The sequence below is a fragment of the Halorubrum sp. Ea1 genome, assembly GCF_002252965.1.
Lineage (GTDB): Archaea > Halobacteriota > Halobacteria > Halobacteriales > Haloferacaceae > Halorubrum.
In genome coordinates this window covers 1-21,259 of the sequence record NZ_NHPG01000136.1, presented here as the reverse complement: position 1 = coordinate 21,259, position 21,259 = coordinate 1, and the positions used below count along the sequence as shown (strand labels likewise).

The 21,259-nt window shown below is 56.3% G+C and carries 17 protein-coding genes and 1 pseudogene; 8 read left to right on the top strand and 10 right to left on the bottom strand.

Annotated elements, in window-relative coordinates:
• Positions 1-41 precede the first annotated feature (41 nt).
• The 6 genes from DJ73_RS17025 to DJ73_RS17005 form a co-directional block, all read right to left on the bottom strand.
• Positions 42-314 (bottom strand): hypothetical protein, encoded by a 273-nt coding sequence (locus DJ73_RS17025; RefSeq protein ID WP_094524443.1) that lies wholly within the window; start codon positions 312-314, stop codon positions 42-44.
• Positions 311-670, bottom strand: a complete 360-nt coding sequence (locus tag DJ73_RS17020; RefSeq protein WP_254921696.1) for a hypothetical protein — start codon at positions 668-670, stop codon at positions 311-313. The genes DJ73_RS17025 and DJ73_RS17020 overlap by 4 nt, the downstream gene beginning before the upstream one ends.
• Positions 667-1,023: a helix-turn-helix domain-containing protein gene (locus tag DJ73_RS17015; RefSeq protein WP_094558554.1), complete on the bottom strand. Its 357-nt coding sequence runs from the start codon at positions 1,021-1,023 to the stop codon at positions 667-669. Before DJ73_RS17015 ends, DJ73_RS17020 begins: the two co-directional genes overlap by 4 nt.
• Before the next feature lie 501 nt (positions 1,024-1,524).
• Positions 1,525-1,698 carry a hypothetical protein gene (locus DJ73_RS20495; protein WP_158217290.1) on the bottom strand — a complete coding sequence of 58 codons (174 nt, stop codon included), beginning with the start codon at positions 1,696-1,698 and terminating at the stop codon, positions 1,525-1,527.
• Positions 1,699-2,213: 515 nt separating this feature from the next.
• The gene (locus DJ73_RS17010) at positions 2,214-2,918 is read right to left on the bottom strand and encodes a YqjF family protein (protein ID WP_094527439.1); all 705 of its coding nucleotides are present in this window, start codon (positions 2,916-2,918) and stop codon (positions 2,214-2,216) included.
• A 62-nt stretch (positions 2,919-2,980) separates the two neighbouring features.
• Positions 2,981-3,430, bottom strand: coding sequence for a hypothetical protein (locus DJ73_RS17005; protein ID WP_094524440.1), 450 nt, complete (start codon positions 3,428-3,430; stop codon positions 2,981-2,983).
• Positions 3,431-4,633: 1,203 nt separating this feature from the next.
• On the opposite strand from DJ73_RS17005, the gene DJ73_RS19950 reads away from it, so the two are divergent.
• The 5 genes from DJ73_RS19950 to DJ73_RS16985 all read left to right on the top strand — a co-directional run bounded on the left by DJ73_RS19950 (position 4,634) and on the right by DJ73_RS16985 (position 12,311).
• Positions 4,634-5,488 carry a hypothetical protein gene (locus tag DJ73_RS19950; protein ID WP_141212987.1) on the top strand — a complete coding sequence of 285 codons (855 nt, stop codon included), beginning with the start codon at positions 4,634-4,636 and terminating at the stop codon, positions 5,486-5,488.
• Between the two features lie 94 nt (positions 5,489-5,582).
• Positions 5,583-6,152 (top strand): hypothetical protein, encoded by a 570-nt coding sequence (locus tag DJ73_RS19945; RefSeq protein ID WP_141212986.1) that lies wholly within the window; start codon positions 5,583-5,585, stop codon positions 6,150-6,152.
• A 382-nt stretch (positions 6,153-6,534) separates the two neighbouring features.
• Positions 6,535-8,304 (top strand): histidine kinase N-terminal 7TM domain-containing protein, encoded by a 1,770-nt coding sequence (locus DJ73_RS16995; protein WP_094558552.1) that lies wholly within the window; start codon positions 6,535-6,537, stop codon positions 8,302-8,304.
• Entirely contained in the window at positions 8,297-9,925 is a 1,629-nt protein-coding gene (locus DJ73_RS16990) for a sensor histidine kinase (protein WP_094558551.1), read from the top strand. The genes DJ73_RS16995 and DJ73_RS16990 overlap by 8 nt, the downstream gene beginning before the upstream one ends.
• Positions 9,926-10,145: 220 nt before the next feature.
• Positions 10,146-12,311: a PAS domain S-box protein gene (locus DJ73_RS16985; RefSeq protein ID WP_094524436.1), complete on the top strand. Its 2,166-nt coding sequence runs from the start codon at positions 10,146-10,148 to the stop codon at positions 12,309-12,311.
• Between the two features lie 1,403 nt (positions 12,312-13,714).
• On the opposite strand, the gene DJ73_RS16980 is transcribed toward DJ73_RS16985, so the two are convergent.
• Positions 13,715-15,154, bottom strand: a complete 1,440-nt coding sequence (locus DJ73_RS16980; protein ID WP_094558550.1) for a pyridoxal-dependent decarboxylase — start codon at positions 15,152-15,154, stop codon at positions 13,715-13,717.
• A 389-nt stretch (positions 15,155-15,543) separates the two neighbouring features.
• Between DJ73_RS16980 and DJ73_RS16975 the strand changes: the two genes are divergently transcribed.
• The 3 genes and pseudogenes from DJ73_RS16975 (at position 15,544) to DJ73_RS16965 (ending at position 19,198) form a co-directional block, all read left to right on the top strand.
• Complete coding sequence (locus DJ73_RS16975; RefSeq protein ID WP_094524434.1) at positions 15,544-16,797, top strand: trans-acting enoyl reductase family protein; 1,254 nt, start codon at positions 15,544-15,546, stop codon at positions 16,795-16,797.
• 289 nt (positions 16,798-17,086) lie between these two features.
• Positions 17,087-18,361, top strand: a pseudogene (locus DJ73_RS16970) (RNA-guided endonuclease InsQ/TnpB family protein).
• Between the two features lie 381 nt (positions 18,362-18,742).
• A complete protein-coding gene (locus tag DJ73_RS16965) occupies positions 18,743-19,198 on the top strand; it encodes a hypothetical protein (protein WP_141212014.1) in 456 nt (151 codons plus the stop codon).
• Here DJ73_RS16965 and DJ73_RS16960 read toward each other — a convergent pair whose 3' ends face one another.
• From DJ73_RS16960 to DJ73_RS16950, 3 genes are all read right to left on the bottom strand, one after another.
• Positions 19,199-19,528: a hypothetical protein gene (locus tag DJ73_RS16960; RefSeq protein WP_094524431.1), complete on the bottom strand. Its 330-nt coding sequence runs from the start codon at positions 19,526-19,528 to the stop codon at positions 19,199-19,201.
• Complete coding sequence (locus tag DJ73_RS16955) at positions 19,525-19,899, bottom strand: hypothetical protein (RefSeq protein WP_094524430.1); 375 nt, start codon at positions 19,897-19,899, stop codon at positions 19,525-19,527. Before DJ73_RS16955 ends, DJ73_RS16960 begins: the two co-directional genes overlap by 4 nt.
• Positions 19,900-20,349: 450 nt before the next feature.
• Positions 20,350-20,889, bottom strand: a complete 540-nt coding sequence (locus DJ73_RS16950) for a hypothetical protein (protein ID WP_249269028.1) — start codon at positions 20,887-20,889, stop codon at positions 20,350-20,352.
• Between the last annotated feature and the right edge of the window lie 370 nt (positions 20,890-21,259).

Here is a 21,259-nt window from a genome sequence, read left to right as displayed (position 1 = left end):
AAAAATATAAATACGAAAACTGGTACCCCAAGCCCCAGACGTTACGACGTCACCGACCGTGCCAACGCTCCGAGTCCCGCCAGGTGGGCCACCGTGACACCGAGGACGGTCACCGCGTCCGAGAGCGAAAGCAGGGGTGTCAGGACGTAACTGATCCCGTACGGTACCACGGCGATGCAGACGACGCCAACTGCCAGCAACAGCATCGTCTGGCTCTCGTTGCGCCGGTGACCGTCGTACGCGAGATACCCGACGTACGCTCCGAGACAGGCGGTCGCAATCCCGCCCGCCGTCGCGATCACGGGCAACGTCATCGGTATACCACCCCGAGGATGACGAGCAGCCCGCAGAACTTGCTCGCCGTCACCAGAATCGTCCGTTCGGTACCCGTCACCGAGTCCACGTTGCCGAACGCCAACCGAAGGAACATCGGGAGCGGAGCTAACAACAGCAGTCCGATTGTGAGATACAACAGCGGACGCCGACGCGTCCGTAGGTACCCGCGTGCGAAGCGGTACGTGACAAACACCGCGAGGACGACGGAGAGGAAGAACGCGGCGATCGTGACGGCCGCTAACGCGGCGTTGTCGCCGACGACCTCCACTTGTAAGGGAAGCGCCGACTGTTCGGCGTCGGCGAGTCGTGCCACGGTGAGACGGAACAGCATCATCCGGAGAGTTCCTCGTACAGTCTGGTCAGTCGGTCGGCGGCCGTTTCGTCGACGTACTCGACGTCGATCTTGAAGCCCGCTGCGGTCAGATCGATCGAGACGTGGTCGAGCCGTGCGGCGTACACTTCGTGAGGCCCCTCGTCGGGGTCGATCTCTTGGACGCTCTCGACGAGATCCTGCTGTTGGAGCCGTTCGAGCCGCCGATATACCGTCGCCTCTGACGCGTCACAGGCGTCACAGAGCGCACTCGCCGAGCGCGTCTCCTCATATGTCTCGATGAGGATCCGCCTGGCGTACTCGTCGTCGAGCAACGAGTACACTTCGCGGGCGTCGACCACCAGCTCGGGGACCATCCGCTGAGGAGTCATTTGGACGCAACTTAACACTCCCGACACGACGAGTCTTATCGGCGGTTGAGACGAATATCATGGGGCTTGACCCCGAGGTGATTCACCGGCTGGTCGGAATCATTCAGTAGAGAAGCCTCAGTGGTGAGAGACGTCGCGGTGTTTCTCAGACTGAGACAGTGGAATACCCTTCTTGATACTTCCGCCTCAAGGAGTACATAGCCGCCGACCGGAGGCGGTTGTCACAGTATCCGGTTGCTTGGTAGCCCCCCTCCAAACTCTTGCCCCGGTTGGATCGATCTCCCCGCTCGATCCCATCGGTTGCTTGCCCCCCTATCGCTTCGGCCCTCCTTTGAGCCCGGTTCTCTAATCGCTATTAATTACCCCTGCCTTGGTCTGTTGCAATCTTCAACCGGTGATATGCTCTTAGAGCCGTGCTGAATACAGGGCGCTAGTCAGCGCTGAACTGTCGGTAAACGATGGAGGAATACTCTCCGTACCAGTAATTCAGACGTTCAGGGCATTCGATAGCCTGTTACCACCTTCGGTGGCCATGAACACGGCGAGAATCCGCCAAGCGAGCGCCATATCGGCAAAAGCGGGAACCGTGAACGTCGTAATGACAAGGGCGACCGCCCCGAGGACTTCTGCGGCCCCGATGGCAACAGCCGTCCTGTTCATGAGTATAACTACTGTTAGAGACTGTCTCACTACAATATACCGGTAATTGTGGCTCTGTTGAAATCCTATTCTTCAGATATGTTATCGCCTGAAACCGCCAGTCGATGAGAACTGCGTATCGAGCGTTGAAGATTCTACCAGCTCAACGAAATGTCCCGATAGTCGTGCGAGATACAACGCGCGTATCGGTCACGGACTTTCTGGCGAGCAGTGATACACTGAATCGTTCGATACACAGGATGTACTGACTGAATCAGGTGATCCCCTTCTCGGTGTGCGGTGTGCTGAAATATGCGTCTTGTATGTGGCACTGCGTTGGCTACATGCTTGATTTCGGCCTTGTTTAGACGCTCCTGAACGCCTCGGTTAGTGGCTACGCAGGGCGAACAGAACCAGTCCCTGAGCGCCTCTCGACCAGCTCTCGCTGTGTAGACATCGGCCGTAGCGGACGATCTCCACCGCGTCTAAACAAGGCTCTTGATTTCTGTTCCTCGTATCGGCGTCTGTCTCAGCGGTCATCCTGTGTCCGCTCGCAGTCGTTTGCTTGGAGACGCGATGACATCGAGCCCAGGACTGTAGTAGTACACCGGTTCTGTGTCTGGGCGGGCGAAGCCATCGGCCCGCAATAGTGTATCGGTTTCGACGGTTGCGTCGGCCGGGTACAGCGTCCATGTGTTGTGATCGACATCAGTGTAGCGGAGAGACCCGTCAGGCGCTTCGGTGTAGAATCGGTAACGCTCGACGAGGAACTCCGCCAGCGGGTTGGTGGGCGCGTCGAACGGTTCGCCGGTCGGCCAGTAGGTGCCCTCGTAGCGGCCGGGGCGGGCACCAGGATGGTGGCGCCGGCTCTCGAACCGGACCCGGCCGTCGTTCATCTCAAGCGAGATTCGGGCGTAGTAATACGGCAGGTGATGGAACAGCCGGGCGCCGGTAACGCTGGTGAGTCCCTGTGCGTCGAGGCTGAAGAAGTAGACGCTTGGCACGCCGTCGTGGGTGACGTACGTCCGGACGTTGATCTCTGGGAGCTGCACGCCGAGCGGTCGCGGGACGCCTTTTGGTCGGACAGCAACGTTCGTGAACGGGATCACCGAGAGCCACGCGCTCCCGTCGTGGCAGTCTGCGGTGAGTGACGCCGGGAGATGGGCGTCCATCAGTTCCGGATCGACCGGCCAATTCTCAAACAACAGGTGCCGCCACCCCATCTCCAATGGAACGACCATACAGGGCAGTGAGGGTCACCGACAAAAATTCCCTCCGTTACACTCGGGGTTCCGAACAGAGTTCACTTGGCAGCCGAGCGAGCGCGTTCGTATAGCGTCCCAGTGAGGATGCTGGCCGGCAACGCAATCCACGACGAAGCGAGGAACGCAACAACAATGATACTACTGCTGCCGATGACGGAGTCGACGAGGGGACTGCCGGTGGCGACGGCGGAGACCGCGGCGAGTCCAACTACCAATGCGCCGGCGACGAGATAGGCCAACGCCATCGCCAGCAGACCACCTATCGCACCACTATAGCGCTGTGACGGGGGGACGACTCGCCAGGCCACGATACCGGTGACAAACAACAGTGGGGCGACGACGGCGGAAAGACTGAGAGCACCGGACAGGAGCCCGACTGCAGCGTTGGTGAAGAACGACTCACCACCAAAACCCACCCCAATCAGTAGGATCCCAACCCCGACAAAGAGATAGTAGAGAGTTGTGACGCCGACTGCCGTCAGTGCCATCACGTACCCCGCACCAACGTCACGATCTCCGCCACGTGGGAGTTGGGTAAGGCAGTTGAAAGGGGAAACTGCGAGTCGCGGGATGGAGACCATACAGGTACTTCAAGTCCGAATCAGTTAGTGTTTGACTGCCTCAACGCAGGCTATAACGTGGAACTCGTAGTATACACTTCCCGAGATTAGGTAACTGAGGAGTCGGAGAGAGTCGCTCTGTTCGCTCTTCTACCTATTCACAGTCTGTCAGTAACGGTGTGACCGACTCAGAGGGTGAGTTCAGCACGACATCCCCATTTCTTTCACGCTGAAGTCAGCGAACCAGCTGTTCAGTAGACCTGCGAACTGATCGATGAAGAAACTACCAGAGAAGAGTGGTATTCGTCCTGGTATACAAGATGGAATGCGCGTATCTCGCACGTAGCCGTGATCAGGCACTATAGGATACGCGCCTCGAAAACGAAACCGTCAGTCTGACTTTGGCTATCTCAGTAAATGTACTCATCCGTGATCGGGACGCTCCCGGTATCTGTGAACGACGACCGGGAGAACGGCTGTGTACCGATCCGACTCAAACGACACCTCAGCGCCAACGGTCCGAGGCAGCGGTTCGCGTAGCGTGCTGAGATCGACTGGATTCCGCGTGACTAACTCCCCATCCTCATCATATACATATCGTTGCTTCACGACCGTTGCAATCGGTACTGCTCGCTCAAACTCCTCTTCCTGTACGTCACCTTCTATTTCGTTAGCGGCAATCCGCTCAATCGATAGAAAGACTCCCTCTCCCAGTAGTTCCCGATCGCGGAGTATTGATCCGATATAGTTATGAACCTGGGTGTTCGCTGTTATCGTCGCCTGCAGCCTTGTTTAGACGCTCTCGGTTACGTGAGTTAGCGTGCGTGTTGGCTGAACAGAATCAGTCTACGACAGCCTCTCTGTCCAACTCCGTGCTTCGGATACCGACCGTTTCGTCCGATCGACACCGCGTCTAAACAAGGCCCAACGCGCGTATCTCGCATGAGGGCAACAAATGTGTATGTTTCCTGTCAGCACCGTCGTAGCCGACACGGAAAACTTAGTTAGTAATCACTCGGCTCAGGATTCCGAGTACTCACACTGCAGGTGTTCGCATCAGTGTACGAGAATATTGCTCGCTGTTCAGTCAGCGAGTAGAACGGATGACAACCCGATAAGTGCCCAATCGATATGTCCATTTGGCTGGGTACAGAAGCATGGAATATATTTGTGGGACGTTTCCTTGCGTTTATATCGTTGTCTGGGGAGGCTGTACTGACCGTTGATGGATTTTTGCCTAAGCTGTTGGCTGGAACCGTAGCGGCTTGGGCAGCATTGTACGCGACGACCAGCGGGGTCAAAGCGATAAAAGATTGGTGGGGTATAGAAGCCACGGATTCAATGCCAATCGATGAGGCTATCGGAGCCAGTGAATTGGTTCAAATCCAGGGTCGCGTTCGTCCAGCCCAGCCTGACGATGCATTTGTGTCACCGATACTATGTGAAGAGTGCGTCGCTTACGAGTATGATATCCGCAAAGTAGTACAGGATAGCGGTCGGACACGAATTGACTCTGCCACTAATTATAAGTCATTCATTATTTCTGACGGAGTCACCGATATCCTCGTTGATCCCGACAAAGAGAGCTTGTCGCTGAATACTACGATGAAAACACCAAGTACAAAAAAGTCAATCGAACAAAAACTTGCTGATGACAGGCTGGAGGTGGAACCATCAGTATACACATCGGTCTTGGGCGACACCACGAAACCCATCGAGGTGAGTGAAGGAACGCTCGGCGTTGGCGAGAAAATCACGGTTGTTGGGAAAGCTACCCCAGTACCAGCGAAAGCAGTCACAGATGTGGATGCAGTTATGATGTCCGAGGAAGCTCACCTCACGGTGATGAACGACGATTCAGGAAACACCGCGTTGAGGAAAGCCGGTCGAGGAGGATTTCTGTTGCTATTCGGGTTAATTTTCGGCGCTTTTGCAATACTTATTCTGACACCCGTCGTCCTCGAGATAGTGGCAACGGTGGGATAGTGATCCGATGAATATGCGCGTTGAATTTACCAACCGAACTCACTGGTTGGACACAGAGACGAGTGTTTCACTACTCCTGTGGCAACTCTGGATGATGGGAACGGACGCGACACTGTGGCCGGAGATACCCGCGTGGAACGGGTCAGTTCTGGGACAGCTCACGCCACGTCACGCGTTCGATCCGACGCTGACGACAGGCGTCGCAGTGGTGGTTGCGGTTGGGGTTGTCGCTTTAGCGGTTGTTGGTCGGCGGTTCTCGACGAGACGTCAACTGCTTGTCGGCGGTGGAGCGACATACGCGACAACCATGCTCGGTCTATGGGCAGGGGTTCGGCTGGTGTTCTGGCAGTTCGCGTTCGATCCGGTCGGAGATGCGCCCGCCGTCGTTCCCGTGCTGGTCGTGTTTGCAATCGTAATCGCGGGTCAGTTCGTGCTTCCGGTGTACCTGTTGGTCAACCACAAAATGTGGACGCCGCTCATCTGGTTGTTCGGCGTGACGTGGGCTCTCGGCGAGTTTGTCCTCTTGGTGGGCGGTGAGTCTGGCGGGCTGTTCGCCCTTCTTGTGTGGGTCGTTGGACTGCTGCCACCGTGTCTCGGTGTTCTGGTCGTCACGACTGGTGGCGAACTCCTCCTCCGGCGTTTCGATCTGCCGAATCCGCTTTAGGTCTGACCCACCATTGCTCTCTGCTGTCGCGTTCTGAGCGTTCAAAAACGGCTTGAGCCGGAGTGGCGGGTTGGTAGGTGTAGGTTGTGACAGGAAGGCTCATCAACAAATGACACGAACGTCAGTTCAGGCGCGGCTTACACCGTTCGTCGGTCTTGGACAACGCGTCTCCGAACGCGTCCCCCGCGACCGAGCGACTGTGACCGTCTCACCGGTCGGGAGAGATGAAGCCTGCAAGACTGCACGCTCAAGCCACGTCGCTGCGAGGGACGGGGTCGGATACAACCACCCGAAAATCGCATCCCATTTGCGTCCGACGCCCGATTACCGATGATGCGTCCGAAATTATATCCACGACCTATCACAACCAATCAGTAGCTGTATGTCACCTTACGGGATTTCTTCCTCCCACTCACTACTTGGTGCCGCCGCTTTGTTGATCGCAACTGCGCTCACTCGATCGGCGTGGAATCGACGAAGCAGGCCCGGAGCCAGAGCGCTAGCTACTGTCGGGGGTTTGCTCACGCTCGGTAGTATCGCTTTCTTAATTATGTTCGTCTACCCGGCACGGTATCAGGGACTTTGGATCGTCACGTTGTACAACACCTCCGGGTTCGTCGCTGTTTTCGCGTTCCTGTTCGCTATCAGGTTTACCGGGCGCGGCCAGTGGCTCACGCGGTCGGTTCGAACGCTCTTGATATCGCTGCCAATTATACTGCTGGTAGTAAGTTTCCTCCCGTTCGAACTGGGTGTCGAGACGACATCGCAGGCAGGTATCCTCACTCAGCGCGTAATCGGACTCGTCTCCGGAGTCCTTACTCCGCTGTACGCTATCGCTGCCGCCATCCTTCTCTGGGCGGCAATCTCTCGAGACGCCATGCCGTATGGACAGGGGCTCCTACCGGCTGTGTCACTTCTCGTGTTGGCCCTGGCTCCGATCCTGTCGTCGGTATTTGCCCACTCGGAGCGGATCTTTCCTATCGTCCTGCTCCTTGCAGGCGGGGGGCTCTTGATCACGCTGCGCTGGTACCGGCCGTTGGAACAGCTTCCGGTTGCCCGCCCGGTAGTCCAGAGTCGTATCGTCGATGAGTTGTCGGAACCGGTCGTGGCGATTGATCGTAAGGACAGGGTGGTCGATCTCAACACTGCCGCCGAGGACACGTTCGGCTGCGAGCAACCGGCCGTGGTCGGACGGCCCGTCCGACGTATCTTCGACGATGCGGTGCGAGCACACGAGGAACGACAACTGATTCGGGTGAGCGATGGAGTCCTGACCGTCATTTCCGAGACCATTAGCGATACCGACGGCGCTCCCCTCGGCACGGTACTGCTGTTCAGAGACGCGACCGACCAGCGGCTCCGCGAGCGACAAACGCGCATGCTGACCGACTTTCTCTCCGAAGTGATCGGAGGCCAGCTCAACGAAATCGCACGGCTCGCATCGTCGGTTGAAAAACAGGACAGTCGTAACGCGTCCGGAGTCGCTCCGAGTGACACGCGGGGCGACCCCGAGGCTACGGGTGAACGAATCCGCACACGTGGTGACCTCCTTCTCGCAGTGGGGAAGCGTGCAAGAGAAATGAAACAAGCGCTCGCGGAGACTTCCTTGGAAGCCTCAAGCGACCTCCTGTCAGGGGTGCGGGCCGCCACGACGCACAGTTCGATACAGGCAGACGAGCACACCGTCCAGGCAGCTGGCGAGTCGTACACTGTTGCAGTCCCACAGTCGCTCGTGATTGCGGGGTTCGCGGCCGTTTTCGACGCTGTCACGATCCGAAACCGTTCGGTGACCATCTCGTTTGAGACCGACATCGGAGAGCGGGGCGCAAACAGCGGATCGGTCGCGGGCACCGAGTCGAGAACTGGATCCGATTCGGACGAATCGAACCGCCAGTTGGGTCCACGACGGACCGCCATAGCAGCCGACGATCACGGGTACGATGGAGTCGTATACGTCGATATACGAACCGAGTCTCGCGACGAGGACGCCGATCCAGTGTCAGAACCGACCGCGGAGCATCCCGCAGCAAAGCTGCTCTCGTTGATTGCCACCGATGCTGGCGGAAGCGTGGATATCGACGGAACCCCTTGGGAGCATCTCCGCTTGGCGCTTCCCGCACGCAAGACCGGTTTGAGAGGGAGCGATGATTGATCCGTTTGCCGTGGTCGATGCCCTGCTCGTCGTGGGCCTAGTAACAGCCGGAATCACGGCCGTCGCCCGTCGGCCGGAACTCGGGACGACCGGTCTCGGTATCACTGCCGGATGTCTCGCCGTGGTCGCCGCCCTTGACGTGGCCGTCCGTCTGGGAGTCGCTGATATCGAGACGCTGTTCAGCGGTGTGAGAGTCGCCCTGTTCGGGGCGTCGATGGCCTGGTTGTGGTTCGCAGTCGAACACACCGGTCGCGGTCCAGAACTCACGTGCAGGCGATTGTTCGGTGGCACCGGGACGGCTGTCGGCTTGGTGTTCGCAACGCAACTACCAGTGACAGTGATCCAGAACGCCTCGGCGGCCGTCATCAACGTCTCGGCAACGTACGGGAGTGTCGCGGGAACCTTTCTGCTCTCACAGGCGACACTCAAGCGTAAATTAGTCCCTCTGTGGCAAGGCGTTCTACTCCCAATCAGCGGTAGCAGTCTCGTTATAATCGGGTTCGTGGCGTCACTCACACCCCTACAAGACAGTGTCGTCCAGAATCTCATCTTGGCCACCGCTCTCTGCGCTGGAGTGCCATTAGCGGTAAGCGTGTTCACCGAAGCAGCCGAAGACACCACGAAACAGGCACGGTTGGTCCGCGGCGTGGTTCTCGGAGAAATTTCGGAAGCCGTGATCGTAACGGACACGCGTGGAAATATTATTTATACGAACGAAGCCGCGAGGCGGGTGTTTCTCGGGACACAGTCTCGAGACGCCTTCGGACGTGATTTCGAGTCGCTCATCGGGGTGGGACCCGATGAACTCCACGATGCTCCTGTCGACCGTGAACTGACGACCGAAAACGGCCGCCGATGGGTCGAGGTGACACACAGCCCGATGACGGGATCGAACGGTGACACGGCCGGGAACATCTACATCTTCCGTGACGTTACAGCACGGCGGAGCAACCAGCAACGGAGAAACGTCCTCGTGAGGCTCTTGCGTCACAACCTCCGTAATAAAGTGGACGTGATCCGTGCCCATGCGGAGCTCCTCGACGAGCAGCCGGAACGTGGTAACCAGATCGCCAATTCGGCCAGAAAGCTCGCGGCGACGAGCGAGACCGTCACCGAGATGGACCAACTCCTCTCGCAGGAGCACATCGACCGGGAACGGATCGAAATCGGAGCACTTACCCGAGAGGTAGGAAATCGGGTCGCCGACGATTTCGGAGGGGCCGTGACCGTCGACGCGGAGTCGGTGACGCTGTACACCAATCGTGAGGCCGTCCGGACCGTTGTGGCTGAACTCGTCAGCAACGGTATGAAACACGCCGAGATGGATGAGCCACCCGTTCGGATCTCAGTTCGCGCATCCGCCGAACACGCTGTGATTACGATCGAAGACGAAGGACCAGGTATCCCCGAACAGGAGTACGCTGTGCTTGGATCCGTCGAACAGTCACAGCTCCGCCATGGGCGGGGGCTGGGCATCTGGATGGTCCAGTGGATCGTCATCCGACTCGGCGGTACGCTTTCGTTCGACGCCGACAGCTCCGGAACCGTCGTAACCATTCGACTTCCACGTGGTGACGGCAAACGTGATCCTCAATCTAACCCTCACCACACACAAGCTTGATATCCGACGATTGTGTCGGCATAGTACTGAATAATCGGGTCGATATTAGATCGGAGTAGATTGGTCAAGACAGGTGATTTACATTCCGACGCATATCACTGATTGACTTACGCCCTATCAGAAAGTGTGTGCGAGATACAGAGGATGCCTATATCTATGTGGTCAGTTATCGCAACTGCTGTACTGACTCTTTTTATAACTGAATCAAATGACTCTGAGTATGTCTGACCGAGCAGAGCACGAGGATACAATCCGTGTCCTCCATGTTGATGACCAACCGGACTTCGCCGAAATGACCACAGCGTTTCTTGAACGAGAGAGTGACCGATTCGACACTGAAACGGTAAGTAGTGCGAGCGAGGGGCTGAATCGTCTTGCTGAATCCACATTTGATTGCGTCATTTCCGACTATGAGATGCCTGGGCAGAACGGCGTTGAGTTCCTCCGAGCTGTTCGTGAGGAGTGGCCTGATCTACCGTTTATTCTGTTTACTGGCAAAGGGAGCGAAACCGTCGCCAGTGACGCAATCTCCGCAGGAGTCACTGATTATCTACAAAAATCGCCTGGAAATGAGCAGTACGAATTACTGGCCAATCGCATTCTGAATTCTGTCGGCAAGGTACAAGCCGAGCAACAGATCAAAACAGAGCAGAAGCGATTTAAGACTCTTTTCGACCACCTCTCACAAACCGCTGTAGAAGTTCGGTACGAGGCCGATGAGCCAATCGTCAGGCAGGTTAATGCGGCATTTGAGAACGCATTCGGGTACGAATCTGAGACTATGATCGGCGATTCACTTGACACACACATCGTCCCTGATAACCGAACTGACGAAGCCGTAGAAATCAATGAACATGTCCAATCTGGCGGCAGTCTTGACTCGAGGGAGGTGGTTCGACAGACGACAGACGGACTCCGTAAATTCCTCCTCCAAAATGCGGTCTATGATGACGGTTCAGGCGGGTTTGCTATCTACACAGACATTGCTGACCGAAGCGAACGTAAGGAACTGCTTGAACGAAACCGAGATCTACTGCGACACACGCAACAACTGGCTAAGGTTGGTGGGTGGGAGGCAGATCTTGAAACTGGCGAACAGCGTTGGACGAAGGAAACATACAATATCCACGATCTCGATCCTGCTGAAGAATCCGACCCATCGGTTGAAACAGCGATCGAATTTTATCATCCTGACGACCAATCAACAATTCAGACAGCAATCGAAAACTGCCGCACCCACGGCAAGCCGTACGATCTTGAACTGCGATTGATCACGGCAGAAAATGATGAAAAGTGGGTACGTACTACTGGTGAACGCATACATGACGGTGACGATATAATCAAACTTCGAGGCGCAATCCAAGACATCACCGCTCAGAAAGAACGAGAAAAGGAACTCCGACTGTACGAACAACTCGTTAGGCACTCTCCCGAGTTGCTGGTCATCATGGACGAGGAGATGACTGTTAAGTACCAAAGCCCACCGTCGCCGTTACTCGAGTGGGAGCCACTGGATGTTGTTGGCGAGAACCCCTCCGAAGAGATCCACCCAGACGACCACGAGAAACTCATGGATCACTTTGCTCGACTGAAGGACAAACCCGACGGAATTGTCGCCGTTGAGTTTCGGGCACGGGACGTGGATGGGGACTGGCGGTGGATCGAAAGCCGTGGGCAGAACTTCACTGACAGCGACCCGATTGAGGGTATTCTTGCGGTAATGCGTGACGTTACACAGCGAAAACAACAAGAACAACGACTCGTTCGGGAACGTGACCGGCTCGATGAGTTCACCAGCATCGTGTCGCACGACCTCCGGAGTCCGTTGAACGTCGCAAAGGGGCGGACGAAGCTGGCTGCTAGCGAGTGTGACAGCGAACACCTAACCGATGTTCAACAGGCCCTGACACGTATGGAAGCGCTCATAGAGGACTCACTAGCGCTGGCTCGACAAGGAAAAGTCGTCGGTGAAACGACTAGTGTCGACCTCGAGGCGATTGTCGCTCGGTGCTGGGAGACGACCTCCACAACCGAGGCTACCCTTGAGATTGAGGGGCTATCATCAATACAAGCAGATGCGGATCGATTACCAGAGGTGTTTGAGAATCTTTTCCGAAATGCGGTTGACCACGGTGGCGAAGGCGTGACGATCACCGTTGGTGAGGTAGACACCGGATTTTATATAGAAGACGACGGGTCCGGCATCTCTGACGATAACCGGGACGAAGTGTTTGAGACCGGGTACTCGACATCCGAAGAGGGAGTCGGCTTCGGACTGAATATTGTCAAACAGATAGTAGAGGCTCACGGCTGGGAGATTCATGTGACCGACAGTGCCGATGGTGGTGCCCGGTTCGAGATTACCGGTGTCGAGAAAGTTGAGTGACCGATGCGTGCTGTGAATCTCGCACAGCTATTGGAATATCTCCCTGATCTGGCAGAATCCTCGGCACTCAATCCGCAGGCACATTCTATCGGCTAATTCAGGATTTATTTGGGGAAAATAACACAGTTCCCGTGATGACTATATCCTCTATATTCAGCAGGCGCTCAGCGATCTAACGACATTCTGTTAGAATCGGTCTGCTGAATACACAGCGCGTGTCTTGCACTCATCACCTTCTGATTACAGTGAATCAAATCGGTCAGTAGAGAAGTGCTACTTGCTTCGTTTCTCGGGCTCTAACCCGTATTCTTCTGGGTTGTACTCACCGAGAACGAGTACAGACAGTATCAATGTTCCAGACACAACCAGAGAAACCCAGAACATATCTAAACTGAGTGGGCCAACGGTGCTCAGAGTACTGCTTGGGCTAGAAAATACGATCGTCATTGTTGCCCCGCACACTCCGAGAATTGGGAGTCGGTAATGGTGAATTTTCGTTAATATTCGAAGCATGTTTCAACGATTTCTGCAATTCCTGGTGCTAATATTGTTTGCGAATGATTGATCCGCACCCTGCATAGCACGGTGATTCAGTAGAGCGCACGTATCACGAAGATGGATTCGTTCAGACATGCTGCGATCGGGTTGGTCAGTAACAGACGTTATCTTTAGGAGACTACACGCAAAATCAACGTTGCAGAAATGTCAGCCAAGCCCTCCAGCGTCGAAATCGCAGATACGGTCTCTGATTTGATGTACGGGATTGCCGGATGGCTCTTGATCGGACTTGGAGCCGCGGCATTCTTGAGTGGCACCGGTGGAGTCATTCAACACGCCGGGACAAATGAGATGATCGTTCCACTATTACTTCTTGGATTGGCATTTCTGTTCATCACATCAGGTATCTTTGTCAACCCACGCTTTCGCCGCCGACTTGACCGACGTCATAACCTCTCCCGGTTCGGTCAGGCCAAGACTGTCGACAGTAGAGTCCTTTCGCCATCCGAGAATCGCCATGAGTCGTGTGTCAGTTGTGGATCTGGTCTGAGAACGGGAGTTGACCGTCGATATCGGCAAGAATACGTTGTCGCTGGTATTCCAGTGTGGACGGTATCTGAGAATCACAACTACTACTGTTCGAGTTGTGCTACCGAGGAATTGTCTGGTCACATTTCCACCGACACTGGCAGTAGCGATGCCACAGAGCGAACAATTGCTGAGACCGAATAAGTTCGCGGAGATAGTGACTTGCTGATCCACCTGAGTTAGTGTGAACTCAATAGTTACTGACTGCTGACTACATCCTCTGTATCGGTCACGTCGTTACTGACAAACTCTGATTAGTTAGCGAATGCAATGCTACATACAGCGCGCGTATCGGTCACGAAGTAACGGACAGCAGGCTACGGTCGTTCCGCCTCGAGAAACGCGTCAATGCCGTCGAACAGCTGGTCGAGAGTCGTCTCGTCGGTGAATGGATTCAACAGAACGACTCTGAGCCACCGATTGTCCCGATACGTCGGGAGTGAAACGAAGATGTCCTGCTCGGAGAGCAACTGCCGCTGAAGCCGCCCGTTGAGCGTGTCTCGCTCGTCCGGTAGACACCAATCGGGTGCGGCACGAAAACAGACGAGGTTCATCTCCGGTTCGCTGGCCAGTTCCAGCTCGTCGTGGTCGGCGACATGGTTGCGAATCAGTGCTGTCAGTCGGTAGCTCTCGTCGATCAACTGTTCGAGTCCCGCGCGACCGAGGTGCTGGAAGGTGAGCCAGAGTTTCAGGACTGCCGCCCGGCGGGTGCCCTGAACGCTGAGTTCGCCGAGATTGGGGACCGCGTCGTCGCCACGCATGTACGGCGCCCCCACGCGAAAGTCCTCCTGTAACACGTCAACATCTGTGAAGAGTGCCATTGCGCAGGTCTTGGCGACGTAACACCACTTCTGGGGATTGAATGTGACTGAGTCCGCGATCTCGATTCCATCGAGTCGCCCACGCTCAGCCTCAGAGAAGACGAGGGCACCACCGTAGGCCGCATCAACGTGGAACCACAAGTCGTGTTCGTCGGCGATATCACCAAGCTCCGGTAGCGGATCGATATTCCCGGTCGTGGTCGTGCCAGCGGTCGCAACGACACAGAAGGGCATGTAGCCGTCTCGTGCAGCCCGTTCGACCGCCCGCTTCAGTGCGCTCGGCTTCATTCGAGAGTTCGCGTCTGTCTCGACAGCGACGACGGCATCGGTCCCGAGCCCGAGCATCATCGCCGCTTTCTGGAGCGAGGTGTGTGCCACCTCCGACGCGAACAGTACTGGCTCGCGATCCAGCCCGGTGAGTCCATCCTCGTGAACGTCGAACGCGTGGTTCCGGGCGACCGACAGGGCGTGAAGGTTCACAAGAGAACCGCCGCTGGTGAGGACTCCGCCAGCGTCGGGCCCGAGGCCGAACTCGCTGGTGATAGTCTCAGTCAACTGGACCTCGAGTTCAGAGAACACCGGAGACATCTCCACGCTCAGCATATTGTTGTTGACCGCCGATGCGACCAGATCACCCAGCACCGACACCGTCGTCGGCATCGTATCCATATGGCCGATGTACCCCGGATGGGCGGGGTTCATCGATCCGGCAACGATCATATCGAGATCGCTGAGAAGGTCGTTCTGGGACCGCGGAGATACTGGAATACTGACCTCGGGGATGGTGGGATCGTCTGGCAACGGCGACCGGTCTTGTGCTCCTACAAGCTGTCCGAGGAGCTGATCAACGACGTCCTCGGCGAGGTTCCGGACATCTTCGGCGTTATCGCCACTCGGGTCGATGAACCCTGCTTCGGGCGAGTTGGAACGATTCATGTATACCGGCTCTGTCTCCAGTGACTTCGAACATGCGGACTATATTGGATCGACACTACCTGCTCAGATCTCAGTATAGGAGTACTCCGGCCTGTAACCGTGATTCACGTCAGGGGAGTCTTGGGTGGCAGCGTCTTGCTGACTATAAGCTCTGTATCTCGCACGTAGCTTCTATCAGCTCCGAAGGATTTCAACAGAGCCGTAATTGTGTAAACCGACCAGACGACTAGTTCGCTGGAGGGAGCGGACGGGTAGGCACTGCTGAATCCATCATCTACATCTGACACAGCAGTTCCTGATAGAACCCCGATAAGATGGTTCCACTATCTTCGGTCAGAGCCTCGCCCAAACAGTTGAGGTTCTTTGCGTCATATTGGTAGTAGAAACCCGTGTCATCTACAACAACCAACTACGATATCGTGGTCTGGGGAGCCACCGGATTCGCTGGCCAACTCGTCGCCGAACATCTCACCAGTCACTATTCCGCCGCTGAACTGTCTGTTGCTCTTGGTGGTCGAAATGAATCTAAGCTCCGCCGACTCGCAGAAGGGCTTGCAAATGAGTCTGATCGAGAGGAGGTCCCCATTGTCGTCGGTGATGCCACCAAACCGGCGAGCCTCCGCGGGATAGCCGGCCAAACGAAGGTCGTCTGTACGACAGTCGGGCCCTACACAACATACGGAACACCACTCGTCGAAGCCTGCATTGAGGCTGGAACCGACTACTGTGATCTCACCGGGGAGATTAACTGGGTTCGAGAGATGATCGACCGCTATCACGACGATGCTATGGCTGCCGACGTGAAAATTGTCCACAGCTGTGGGTTCGATTCGATCCCATCCGACCTCGGGGTCAAACTGTTGCAATCGTACGCTATCGAGGAGTTTGGAGACTCTTGTGAGTTCGTTCGTATCTATCTCGAAGATGGAAAGGGTGAGGTGAGTGGCGGCACCTTAGCTAGTGCGGCCGAATTATTCGAAGCCGCCGCAACTGATCCGATTGCCCGAGAAACAGTATCGAATCCGTACTCGTTGGCTCCACCGGGCGAACGCTGCGGTGTCGATACAGGCGTACAACGACGACCACAGCGAGATTCCATCCGCTCGATATGGACGGCTCCCTCGCCGATGGCAGCCGTCAACGAACGGGTAATCCGACGGAGCAATGCCCTCTTGGAGTATCCGTGGGGCCGAGAGTTTCGGTGTACAGAGGTCATCCCAACCAGTTCTGGGATCGGCGGTGCCGCAGCAGCCGGCGGGATCGCACTCGGCTTGGGTGTCGGAACCGCTGCGATGAAGAGTCGGCTGCTTCGGCGTGGATTGCGTCGGTTCGTGTTCCCTGAGCCGGGCACAGGGCCCTCGGAAGCGGAGATCAAATCAGGTCACTTCTTGATTCGCGTCATCGGCCGAGGGACAACGACCGACGGGCCGTTCACTGTCATGAGTGAGATCGGAGCCGAACTGGATCCTGGGTATGGCGCAACCGCCCGGATGCTCGGAGAGGCTGGGATTTGCTTGCTGCGAGGTGAGACGGTGTCACCGCTAGACGGTGGCATTCTGACGCCCGCTTCGGGGATTGGTGATCCACTCGGTGATCGACTTCGGGATGTTGGCTTCACCGTGACCGCTGGTGAGTGGCAATGAGCAACACATCATGGCGATGACTCTCGGGAGCTAATCGTGGTATTCAACCGCTTACCGAAAAGCCGTGAGGACTCATTCTGCACACTGGAGCCCGCTGGGTGTCAACTTCATTCCAACACGTTCTTCGACGTATTCGTTATGAAAGTTACAAGGCTAAAACCCCGTCCTTCAGGGCGGGGATACAGCCGACAAACCCTCCACTGACCACGTTCGATAGCACAGCCAGATATGCCACGCCAACCGATATCATTAACAAAACGGTACGCATAACCAGTTATGAAGCCAGAAAATGGGTCGAACCATCCGAACCTTCGAGGCTACGATTACGAACCAGCAACAGGTTCGTGACGGCCTCGACCAACTCGGATGGGCTGCCTCAAAGCTCTGGAACGTCGGTCGCTACTACGCACAAGAACAGTGGGACGAAACGGGCGAGATTCCCGATGATGGGGAACTCAAAGCCGAACTCAAAGGCCACAAACGCTACACGGACTTGCATTCTCAATCCAGTCAGCGCGTTCTCGAAGAACTCGCTGAAGCGTTCAACGGCTGGTTCGGTAAGCGCCGGAACGGCGACAACCGTGCCCGACCGCCCGGCTACCGCAAAAACGGAGACTCTCACCCACGTTCAACCGTGTCGTTCAAATCGGCTGGTTTCAAGCACGACGGACAGTTCACCCGTGTCCGCCTCTCGAAAGGCCGTAACCTCAAAGAACACCGTTCAGACTTCATCCTCTGCGAGTACCAGACTCGTCCGGACGTTGACCTGACCAAGTGGGACATTCAACAAGTTCGAGCCGTCTACAAACGCGACGAGTGGCGGCTTCAATTCATCTGTCGCACCACCATCGACCCGGAACCACCGGGCGATGAGGTAGCTGGTGTAGACCTCGGGATATGCAACTTCGCCGCCGTCTCGTTCGGCGGAGAATCCGTGTTGTATCCCGGTGGCGCACTCAAAGAAGACGAATACTACTTCACGAAGAAGAAAGCCAAGTGCGACGATTCTTCGTCCCGTGAGGCTACCCGTCTTGACCGAAAGTGAACGGGTCGCCGGACGCACTTCTTGCACGCACTCTCGAAAGCAATCGTAGAGGAGTGCGTCGAACGAGGCGTCGGAACCCTTGTCGTGGGCGACCTCGGCGGCATCCGAGAAGGCAACAAGAACGGCAAACCCCGAAATTGGGGCGACCACGGTAATCTCGACTTGCACGGGTGGGCGTTCGACCGATTCACGACGCTTCTGCACTACAAGGCTGAAGCGGAAGGCATCGACGTGGAGTTGGTGTCCGAACGCGATACGTCGAAGGCGTGTTCGGCGTGCGGCCACACAGATGACAACCAGCGAGTTGAACGCGGTCTGTACGTGTGTGAGAAGTGCGATACGGTTGCGAACGCGGACGTGAACGGTGCGGAGAACATTCGACAAAAGGTACTCCCGAGTCTCGCCACAGATGGCGGTGATAGGGATAACGGCTGGTTGGCACAGCCAGCGGTTCACCTGTTCGACCGTAGTGAGGGTGTTTTCGCCCCACGAGAACAGGTTGTTAACCGCGAATCTTAATATCCCAACGCGGGAATCCTCGCCCTTCAGGGCGGGGAGGATGTCAACTTCGGGACGATATACGCCCTAACACACAACCTGTTTCTGGTCGCCTTCCTGCACGGCATCGGGAACTTCTGGCCGCTGGTCGTCGATCCTGGCCTGGGAGCCTGGCCCAACTGGGGTGTGATCATCGCCCTGTACGGACTAGTCGTCGTATTGTATCGTCGGTGGGCCTCTGTTACGGTGCGGACACCGGAACGCGCCACGATGAAAGGTAACAAGCGGTGTATTGCGACTCCGATAGATCTTGTACACCCGTATCACTGTGGGGGGTTCGTTTGGTACAGGCGTCGTTTGTTCGAACATTCGCTTTAAGATCGTTCGCGGCGAAGCCGACGTATGACACGAAACTGGTCCCGTCGTGGCGCGCTTACAATAGGGGTGAGCGGGCTCGCAACCGCACTTGCCGGCTGTCAAACGTCGTTCGCTTCAGATGAGACCCCGATGCTGGACTTGATAATCAATAATAGTACACCCGAACCACAAAACGTAGATGTCGAGGTTATTGATCCCGACGAGAACGACAGCGAGGCGTTGGTGTACGAGCTTAGCAAGGACTCGGGAGGGTCGGGAGGAGAGTACATTGAAATTCCAGCCAACTCGGAACGGACGTTTGAAGCTGTTGCCGAGGACGAACGATATACCATCCGTGCTACGGTCGATCGGGCGTTCGATAAATGGCGGCACTATCACTATACTACTGCTCCCGTAGACTACGACGGCCAAGTCTTCGTTCTGATTGCCCGGCTTGAAGAGACCGGGAGGGATGTCATCCGGTTTGGTCCGGGGCCGTAATCACAACCGCTGTACGAGCCGGTATCCGCCGAGGCCGAGAAGGCCGATCCAGACGCCGGCAAAAAGTAAGAACCCGATCGTCTTGGCTTGCAGCACGCCGACCATCTCGATGTAGGGGGCAGCGAAACCAACGGTGGCGACGACGGCTCCAGCCCCGATAGCACCGGCGCGCATGCCCTCACGCTCGGAGGTCAGTGCCACCCACCCAACGAAGATACCGAGTGGGATCATCGTCAACCACGCCGTCAACAGTCGGAATGGGAGGTCGAACCAGCCGTGGCCGACCATCCCAGTCTGGAGCAGGAACTGGTCGTCACCGTCCTTAATCACAACGGCTGTTCCCTCAGGTCACGTTCCTCACCGTACGTGAACTCCTCCGAAAGCTCGTCTTGGGTGTAGGCGTCACAGGTGAGGACGAATCCCTGACAGACGACCGGGGTATACTCGTTGTCCGGAGCTGCTCTCGTCCGGTCCACGAAGGTTTGGGCAGTCGGTGAGAGCTCACTATAGCGGTAGGTCGGTGCCTGCTCGACGGTTTCGTTGTATTCGGCTGCCGTGTCCGGGACGATTTGGTGGTGGTATCGGTAGGAGTCCTCAGCCACGTAGGGCGAGGCGACCGTCCCCGGGTAAGAGGCGAGCCATAGGAGGAGGACCGCGACGGCGATACCGGCGACTTGGAAGGTTCGATTGGAGGGCGACATCGAAATACCACCCTCATGTCCCTAATCAACAGTAAAGTGCTTTCGGAAACACTCTCATACGGGCAGTGTCGGTACACCTTGTTGCTGGCTTGGGTGGAAGAATGCAAGCAGAGGGATGTTTGGACGCCGGATCTCACTCGATTGATTAGGGAAAGACGGCTCTGTTGAAATCCTCTATTCGTTACAGTTCTCAATGTCCCCGCTGTATACAACGCGCATATCTTCGATAAGCCAGATTGGCGGCTCTGTTGAAATCCTCAGAAGTTGATAGTTTCACATCCCCCAATCGCTCAGTACAGAGGACTCACATACCGACGTAGAACGCTGATATACCGATATTATGTCAGAAATCGTGTGCGAGATACAGAGGATGAAGTCAGCACAACGGCTTCGTTTATTTCGCGTCAAATCGGATGGATCACCCGTTAGTTGAACGTGCGAATGTATCGGCTATTCTCCGCTACGACTGCGCTCGTAGACGTAGCTGAAAACGAGGCTGAGTGGGACGGCTATCCAGATCGTCCACACTACCACTACCAAGATGGTATCAGGGTACAGCTCAAAGAACGCTCCGAGGAACTCGGTGAGCGAGGTCGGCGGGTCAACTCCCCCGTATGGGTTCAAAAACTCGTAGCCGTACACCGGAGCCAGTAGCAACCACACGGCAGTTCCGGCAGGGTAGTTCCCGGCGACCGTGACCAACGCTGCGACGGCACTGTAGTATGGGACACTCGACGGCAGGGAGCGCCACGTGAGCGCCCCGACCACGAATCCCGTGGCGAGGTACACCGGGACCGCAGACAGAATCACCCCTGCGGAACCCAACGAACCCGCAACCAGCGTACTCACCGGAGCAAACACGATTCCACCGGCGAGGACACCGGCGGCCATACTGTAGCCGGCCCCGACGTCCTGTCGGTCTCCGAGCGGCAACCGTGACGGTCCGTATCGACCGTACAGCCGCACCACTCGGTCCAGCCTGGCTACCATGACACTCTCTCCACATAAATTGTACTTGAACGTACTTTGTTCCGTCGGCTGTACAGTGTCTTGCTGTCTATCTCCCCATTCGGGGCAGCCTCGGCTCCAGGGTAGCCCAGATACAAGGTAGAACAGTCTACTCGCTGAATAATCGAAGACAATCCAATCGATATATTTCTAGTCTGTATTGACCGATCCGACCAGCTCGTTTTCTGAAGAGCTTCTGTGCGAGATACGCGCGCTGTATTCAGCAACGCCAAGGAGATCTCCTCAGTTTCTGTCGGTAGTGAGGTGCGAGATACAGAGCATGACTACATCACCTTGGCCGAGCTGAATTGAGCGGTAACTACAGAGGAGAAAGTTACGGAGAATCAAGGAG